This window comes from Streptomyces chlorus (genome assembly GCF_042655885.1).
Lineage (GTDB): Bacteria > Actinomycetota > Actinomycetes > Streptomycetales > Streptomycetaceae > Streptomyces > Streptomyces chlorus.
Genome location: NZ_JBHSOA010000101.1, coordinates 1 through 8,114 on the forward strand (window position 1 = coordinate 1; position 8,114 = coordinate 8,114).

1 protein-coding gene is annotated in these 8,114 nt (G+C 71.1%); it reads right to left on the reverse strand.

What is annotated here, in order from left to right; translation table 11 throughout:
* On the reverse strand, window positions 1–8,114 hold an 8,114-nt coding region (locus tag ACFPZI_RS32835), incomplete at both ends, for an amino acid adenylation domain-containing protein (RefSeq protein WP_381370826.1).

An 8,114-nucleotide genomic window follows, 5' to 3' on the forward strand; every position in this document is an offset into this window, starting at 1 on the left:
CCTTCCCGTTCGGCGTCAACGGCAGCCCCTCCAGCACCACCACCGCCGCCGGCACCATGTACTCCGGCAACCACTCCCGCAGATACGGGTCAAGGTTCGCCAGCGCCGTCTTCACGTCGCGGGCGCTCCTCGGGTCGTTCGCGTGCCGCGCTTCCGGGAGCAGGGTGCCGGGCACGTAGGCGTCCGGGAAATGCCTGCCCCGGTCGGCGGGTTGGCAGAGCACGTCGATGTGCCCCTCGTCGCTTCCCGTCGACCAGGTCAAAGCGGTCACAAGCCCGTACTGCTCGCCCAGCGAGGCGAGAGCCTCCACATCCACCCCGTGCCGGCGGGCGGTTGCCGCGGTGAGGACATCGGCCACCGTGTCGGCCGGCTTCGCCTGCTGTACGGCGTGCAGCGCGCCCTGGTCCGGAGCGATCCGGTCGCCGGGGATCCCGCGGATCCGTAGCCTGGTTCCTTCTTCCGAGGCTTCCTTCAGCAGAGTGCCCGCGGTTTCCAGGTCCTTGACGTCCTCGCTCCAGTCCAGGATCCGCATTTCGCCCGCGGATTCCACGGTGCGCGTGTGCAGGACGGTGTCGTAGCGGTACCGGCTGAGCTCGTTGTGGTACGCGCCCCGTTTCACGCGTACGTCCGCGAAGCAGACCCGGGGGTCGCGCCGTGCCCATGCGGCGAAATAGTCCGGATCCAGCTGGAGTTCGTTGTCGAACACCACCGCACGGTCGATCACCGGGCGCAGCGCCGACACCGGTACGTCCCTGTCGGCCTGGGACGCCTGCACAGCGGTGTGGAAGGACGCTCCCAGCCGGTAGTTCCGGACGTCGCCGACGAGGATCGCGCCGCCGGGGGCCAGCAGGTCCAGCGCCTTGTCCAGGACCGTCGACAGGTAGTCCTCGCTCGGGAAGTACTGCGCCACGGAGTTGACGACGATCGTGTCGAAGAAGTCGCGGGGCAGTCCGGAAACGTCGTCGGCGGCCTGTACGCGCAGGGTCACCCGCTCGGACAGTTCGGCCACCTGCTTCACTTCGCCGGACAGCCGGGCGATCGCCGGTTCGGAGAAGTCCGTGCCCCAGTAGCTTTCGCACTCCGGCGCGACCTGCGACAGGAGCAGGCCGCTGCCGACGCCGATCTCTAGCACCCGGCGCGGCTCCAGTTCGAGGATCCGGTCGACCGTCGCCCTGCGCCACTGTTTCATCTGGTCGACCGGGATCGCGCCGCCGTCGTAACTGGAGTGCCAGCCACGGAAGTCCTGGCCGAACTCCGGCGACTCCAGCTCCGGCCGGTACAGGTCCTCGTACACGGAGTGCCAGTCGCCGACGACCTCGCCCGAAGCGGACTCGTCGCCCTCGACGTGCCGTGCCGGTACGACGTAGGACACCAGTCGGCGATCGCCCGGCCGGTCCTCCCGGACGACGGCAGCGGCGTGGGCCACAGCGGGATGCCGCGCCAGCACGGCCTCGACCTCGCCGAGTTCGATGCGGAAACCGCGGAGCTTGATCTGGTCGTCGGCACGGCCGAGGAACTCGATCACTCCGTCGTGGGTCCACCGCACGAGGTCCCCGGTGCGGTACATGCGCGCGCCCGCGCCGTCGAACGGGTCGGCGACGAACCGCTGGGCGCTCAGCCCCGGCCGCCGGAAGTAGCCGCGGGCCACCCCGCTGCCCGCGATGTACAGCTCGCCGCCCACACCGGGTGGCACCGGTCGCAGCCGGTCGTCGAGGACGTACGCGGCCATGTTCGCCAGCGGCCGTCCGATGGGCACACTCGCCCCCAGCGGCCGGTCCGTGGCGATCTCGTGGCTGAGGGCGAAGGTGGTCGTCTCCGTGGGACCGTAACCGTTGACCACGACGAGTTCCGGGCAGGCGGTCCGCACCCGCTCCACCGCTGCCGGCGACACCACGTCGCCGCCGGTCCACACCCGCTGCACGCCGGCCAGTGCCGTCGGCTGTTCCTCCGCCACCACGCGGAAGAGACCGGCGGTCAGCCACAACCCGGTCACCGCATGCCGGTCGACCACGTGGGCCAGCACCGCCACGTCCACGTCGCCGGGAGGCGCGAACACGACCTGTCCGCCGCTGAGCAGCGGGATCCAGATCTCGTAGGTCGAGGCGTCGAAGGCCATCGGTGAGTGCGCGAGCACCCGGTCCTGCCCGGCCTCCCATCGCGGGTCGTGGGCCAGGGCCAGGACATCCCGATGTGTGACCGCGACGCCCTTCGGGGTGCCGGACGACCCCGACGTGTACATCACGTATGCCAGCCGGGTGCCGGGCACCGCGGCACCGGCGGCGGCGCCGGTCGCCTCGCGCCGCAGGGCCTGAGCCGGTTCGAGGACCGGAACGCCCCACGCCTGAGCGGCGTCGGCGTGCGTGCTGTCCACGACGGCCAGGACGGCCGACACGTCGTCGGCCACGTGCCGGATCCGCTCGACGGGATCGGAGGGGCGGACCGGCACGTAGGCGCCGCCTGCTTTGAGGACGGCCAGGAGCACGACCGGCACGTGCACGCCACGGTCCATCGCCACGATCACCGGTGACTCGGCACCCACGCCACGCTCGGCGAGGTCGCGGGCGAGCCGGTCGGACAGCTCGTGCACACGCGCGTACGAGAGCTGCTCCTCACCGCAGGACACCGCCACGGCGTCCGGCGTTCGCCGCGCGCATGCCGCGAACGCCTCCGGCAGCGAGACGTCGGGCACCGGGGTGGCGGTCTCGTTCCACCTCGTCAGCATCCGGGTCCGCTGGGCGGCGTCCAGGATCTCCACGTCGTCCACGCGTACGTCAGGACGGGCGACGATCTGTTCCAGCACCCGGAGCAGCCCCGCGACGAATACGTCCGCCGACGCCCGGTCGAACACGTCGGAGCTGTACTCCAGAACGCACTGGAACCCCGGTGCGGGACTGTCGCCCCCGTCCTCGACGAAGAAGAACGCGAGGTCGAACTTGGAGCTCGTCGTCTCGATCTCGGTGGGCGAGACCCGGACGCCGGGGAAGTCGGCCATCGCGGCTTCGGCCATGCCCTGGTCGGTGTTCTGGAACGCGATCAGTGTCTGGAACAGCGGATGGCGCGCCAGCGACCGGGTGGGATTGAGCACCTCGACCAGTCGCTCGAACGGAAGGTCCTGGTGGGCGTAGGCGGACAGGTCGGTTTCCCGGACCCTCTGCAGCAGCTCCGGGAACGTCGGGTTCCCGGTCAGGTCGGTGCGCAGGACGAGGGTGTTGACGAAGAAGCCGACGAGGTCGTTGAGCGCGTCGTCGGTGCGTCCCGCGATGGGTGAACCGAGGGGGATGTCCGTGCCGGCGCCCAGCCTCGACAGCAGTGTCGCCACGGCGGCGTGCATCACCATGAAGGTGCTGCACCCGTGCTCCCTGGCCAGCTCGACCAGTTCGGCGCGGATCTCCTCGGAGATCGTGAACGGCACCCGCCGGCCCTCGTAGGAGGCGGCCGCGCGGCGGGGCCGGTCGAAGGCCAAGGGGAGTTCCTCGGGAAGGTCGGCCAGCTTCCGCGTCCAGTAAGCGAGTTGCCCGGATACCACGCTGTCCGGGTCGTCCTCCGAGCCCAGAACGTCTCGCTGCCACAGCGCGTAGTCCGCGTACTGGACCGGCAGCTCCGGCCATTCGGGGGCGCGGCCCTCCAGGCGCGCGCCGTAGGCGGTGGTCATATCGCGCGCGATCGGCCCGAGCGACCAGCCGTCTCCGGCGATGTGGTGCAGCATGACCTGCAGGACCCAGTCGGTGCCCTCGGGGTCGAGACGGAACAGCCAGCCGCGGATCGGGATCTCGGTGGCGAGGTCGAAACCGTGCTGTGCAACGCGGGCGACCTCGCGGGCCACCTGGTCCTCGCCGGTGTCCACCACCTCGAGCACGGGGGTGACCTCGTCGGCGTCGAGCACGACCTGGCTGGTGCCGTCGTCACCGTCGGCGAAGAGGGTGCGCAGGCTCTCGTGCCGGGCGACGACGTCGCGGAACGCGGTCCGGAGCGCGTCCACGTCGAGTTCGCCGTGCAGGCGCACGCCGAGCGGGATGTTGTAGGTGGGGCTGGGCCCCTCGAGCTGGTGCAGGAACCACAGCCGCTGCTGGGCGAACGAGACCGGGACGTGCTGCGGGCGTGGCTCGACCTTGCGCAGCGCGGTGCGCGCGCTTGCCATCGAGTCGAGGAGGGAGCTCAGTCCCGCGACGGTCGGCGACTCGAACAGGTCCCGGATCGCCACCTCCACGCCGAGCAGTGAACGGATCCGGCTCACCAGCCGGGTCGCCAGCAGCGAGTGTCCACCCAGTTCGAAGAATCCGTCGTCGATGCCGACCTCGTCGACGCCGAGTACCTCGGCGAACAGCCCGCAGAGTGCCTCTTCCCGGGGGCCGCGGGGGCGGCGGCCCGTGACCGTCTGGTCGGGGGCGGGCGCGGGCAGTGCCTTGCGGTCGAGTTTGCCGTTCGCGGTCAGCGGCAGGCTCTCGATCGTGAGCTGAGCCGCGGGGATCATGTGGCCCGGCAGGAAGTCACCGAGCCAGTCCCGCAGCGGCGGGACGGTTTTGTTGTCCGTGGACGGTACGAGGTAGGCGACCAGGCGCCGGTCGCCGGGCCGGTCCTCGCGCACCGTCACGGCGGCCTGGGCCACTGCGGGGTGGCGGGCCAGCGCGGTCTCGATCTCGCCGAGTTCGATGCGGTAGCCGCGGATCTTGACCTGGTCGTCGGCGCGGCCGACGAATTCCAGCCCGCCCTGCCGGTTCCAGCGCACGACGTCGCCGGTGCGGTACATGCGGCCGCCCCCGACGAAGGGGTCGGCGACGAACCGGCCCGATGTCAGGCCCGGGCGCCGCCAGTATCCGCGGGACACCCCGGGACCGGCGACGTACAGCTCGCCCGCGACGCCCGGGGGAACCGGGCGGAGCCCGCTGTCGAGGACGTACACCCGCAGGTCCGGGATGCGCTCGCCGATCACGCTGGCGCTCGCCTTGGAGGCCATCGCCGGGTCGAGTTCCTGGTGGGTGACGTGCACGGTGGTCTCGGTGATGCCGTACATGTTGACCAGCACGGGGGAGTCCGGTGCGTGCCGGCGGTACCAGCCGTCGAGCCGACCGAGGTCGAGCGGCTCACCACCGAAGATCACGCGACGCAGCGCAAGGGTGTCACCGGTCTTCGGGTTCTCCTCGTCGGCCTGCATCAGCTGGTAGAAGGCCGAGGGTGTCTGGTTGAGGACCGTCACGCGTTCGCGCGCGAGGAGCCGGAGGAACTCCGCGGGCGATGTGCGCTGATCGTGCGAGACCACGACCAGCCGTCCGCCGTGGAGCAGTGCCCCGCCGATCTCCCAGACCGAGAAGTCGAAGGCGTACGAGTGGAAGAAGGTCCAGACGTCCTGGTGGTCGAAGGTGAACCAGCGCTGGGTGGTGGCGAACAGCCGTGTCACGTTGCGGTGTTCCACGACCACGCCCTTGGGCTTTCCGGTGGAGCCGGAGGTGTAGATCATGTATGCGGGGTGGCTGGGGAGCAGCGGTCCGGTGCGGTCGCTGTCCGTGACGTCTGCGAAGCTCGCCGCCGCGCACGTGGCCGTGGTGGCGGGGTCGTCGAGCAGCAGGACCGGTGTGCCGGCCGGGATGACGTCCGCCGCTTCGGAGCGGGTGATGGTCAGCGTGGGCGCGGCATCGGTGAGGGTGTACTGGATGCGCTCGGCCGGGTAGTCCGGGTCGACCGGGACGTAGGCGCCGCCGGCCTTCCACACGGCGAGCAGTGCCGTGATCAGTTCCGTGGAGCGTGGCAGGACGACGGCGACGAAGCTGTCCGGGCCCACGCCGTGTTCGATCAGTACGCGGGCCAGGCGGTTGGCGCGTGCGTTCAGGTCGCCGTAGGAGAGTGCTTCGGTTCCGTCCGTCACGGCCACCGCGTCCGGTGTGGTCCGGGCGTGGGCCTCCACCAGGGGGGGCAGGACGGTGGGGACGGTTTCCTCGGCCGGTGTGTTCCAGTCCACGACGATCTGGCGTCGCCGTGCGGGGCCGACGACGTCCAGGTCGGACAGGGGGGTGTTCGGGTTGTCGGCCACCTGGCTCAACAGCAGCCGGAAGCCGGAGACCAGTTCCTCCGCCGTCTCCCGATCGAACAGGTCGGTGCTGTACTCCAGGGCACCCGTCATGTACGTTTCGCCGCTCTGTGAAGCGGAGCTTTCCGTGAGCGAGACGGTCAGGTCGAACCGCGCCGTCGACGCGTCCATCGGCTCGGGCTCCGCGAGCAACCCGGGCAGGGCCACCGTTTCCGGCCGGTCATTCGGGTTGTTGAAGGCGAGCACGGTCTGGATCAGGGGGTGGCGGGAGAGGGAACGGGTGGGGTTGAGGGCTTCGACGAGTTGTTCGAAGGGGACGTCCTGGTGCTGGTAGGCGGCCAGGTCCGTCTCCCGGACCCGGGCCAGCAGGTCGGTGAAGGTGGGGTTGCCGGTCAGGTCGGTGCGCAGCACGAGGGTGTTGACGAAGAAGCCGACGAGGTCGGTGAGGTTTTCGTCGAGGCGGCCGGCGATGGGGGATCCGATGGGGATGTCGATGCCGGCGCCGAAGCGGGAGAGCAGGGTGGCCAGTGCGGCGTGGGTGAGCATGAACATGCTGCATCCGCGGGCGCGTGCCATCTCCCGCAGTTTCTGGTGGGTGTCGGCCGGGATCTCGAAGGAGACCCGGGCGCCGTGGTGGGAGGCAGTCGCGGGGCGGGGCCGGTCCACCGGGAGGCTGAGTTCGTCGGGCAGGCTGGCGAGCTGCCGGCGCCAGTAGGCCAGCTGCCCGGCGAGGAGGCTGTCGGGGTCGTCGGCGGTGCCGAGGACCCGCCGCTGCCACAGGGCGTAGTCCGCGTACTGCACCGGGAGGGTGTCCCAGGCCGGGGCGCGGCCTTCCACGCGGGCGCCGTAGGCGCGGGTGAGGTCTTGGGCCAGCGGTGCCAGGGACCAGCCGTCCGCCGCCACGTGGTGCACGACCAGGGTCAGCACCCACTCGGTCTCGTCCAGGCGGAACAGCCAGGCCCGTATCGGGATCTCACCGCTGAGGTCGAAGGCGTGGGCACTGACGCGTGCGAGAGCGGCCGGCAACTCCTCCTCCGAAACGTCCTCGACCGTCAGGTCCGGCACCGCGGCAGGATCGGCCGCGTCCAGGACGACCTGGCAGGCGCCCGCATCGGTGTCCGCGAACACCGTCCGCAGGCTCTCGTGCCGGGCCACCACATCACCCAGCGCCGCCCGCAGCGCGGACACATCGAGATGCCCCGACAGCCGCAGCGGCAGCGGAATGTTGTAGGTCGCACTGGGCCCCTCCAGCTGATGCAGGAACCACAGCCGCTGCTGGGCGAAGGACACCGGCACTTGTTCGGGCCGGCCCGCCGCACTCAGCGCCGGCCGCACCAGCCCCGCCCGGTCGTCGAGGACCCGCACCAGTTCGGCCGGTGTGGGATGCTCGAACACGTCCCGCACCGCCACCTCGACCCCCAGCACCGCACGCAGCCGCGACACCAGCCGGGTCGCCAGCAGCGAATGCCCACCCAGCTCGAAGAACCCGTCCTCGACCCCGACCTCGGCCACCCCGAGGATCTCCGCGAAGAGCCCGCACACGATCTCCTCGTGCGGCCCCCGCGGACCCCGCGACACCTCACGCCCGCCGTCCCACTCCGGGGCCGGCAACGCCCGGCGGTCCACCTTCCCGTTCGGCGTCAACGGCAACCCGTCCAGCACCACCACGGTGGCCGGCACCATGTACTCCGGCAACCACTCCCGCGCATGCGCGAGCACCTCCCGCCCGGACACCCCGCCGGCACCCACCACATAGGCGACCAGACGCCGGTCCCCCGGCCGGTCCTCCCGCACCACCGCCACCGCCTGCGCCACCCCGGCATGCCGGGCCAGCACCGCCTCGACCTCACCGAGTTCGATCCGGAAACCCCGCAGCTTGACCTGGTCGTCCGCACGCCCGACGTAGACCAGGTTCCCGTCGCGCATCCAGCGCACCAGGTCCCCGGTGCGGTACATCCGCGCCCCCGGACCGCCGAACGGGTCGGCGAGGAAGCGGGTGGCGGTCAGCCCGGCCCGGTTCCGGTATCCGCGGGCCACCCCACTGCCGGCGATGTACAGCTCCCCGGCCACCCCCGGCGCCACCGGACGCAGC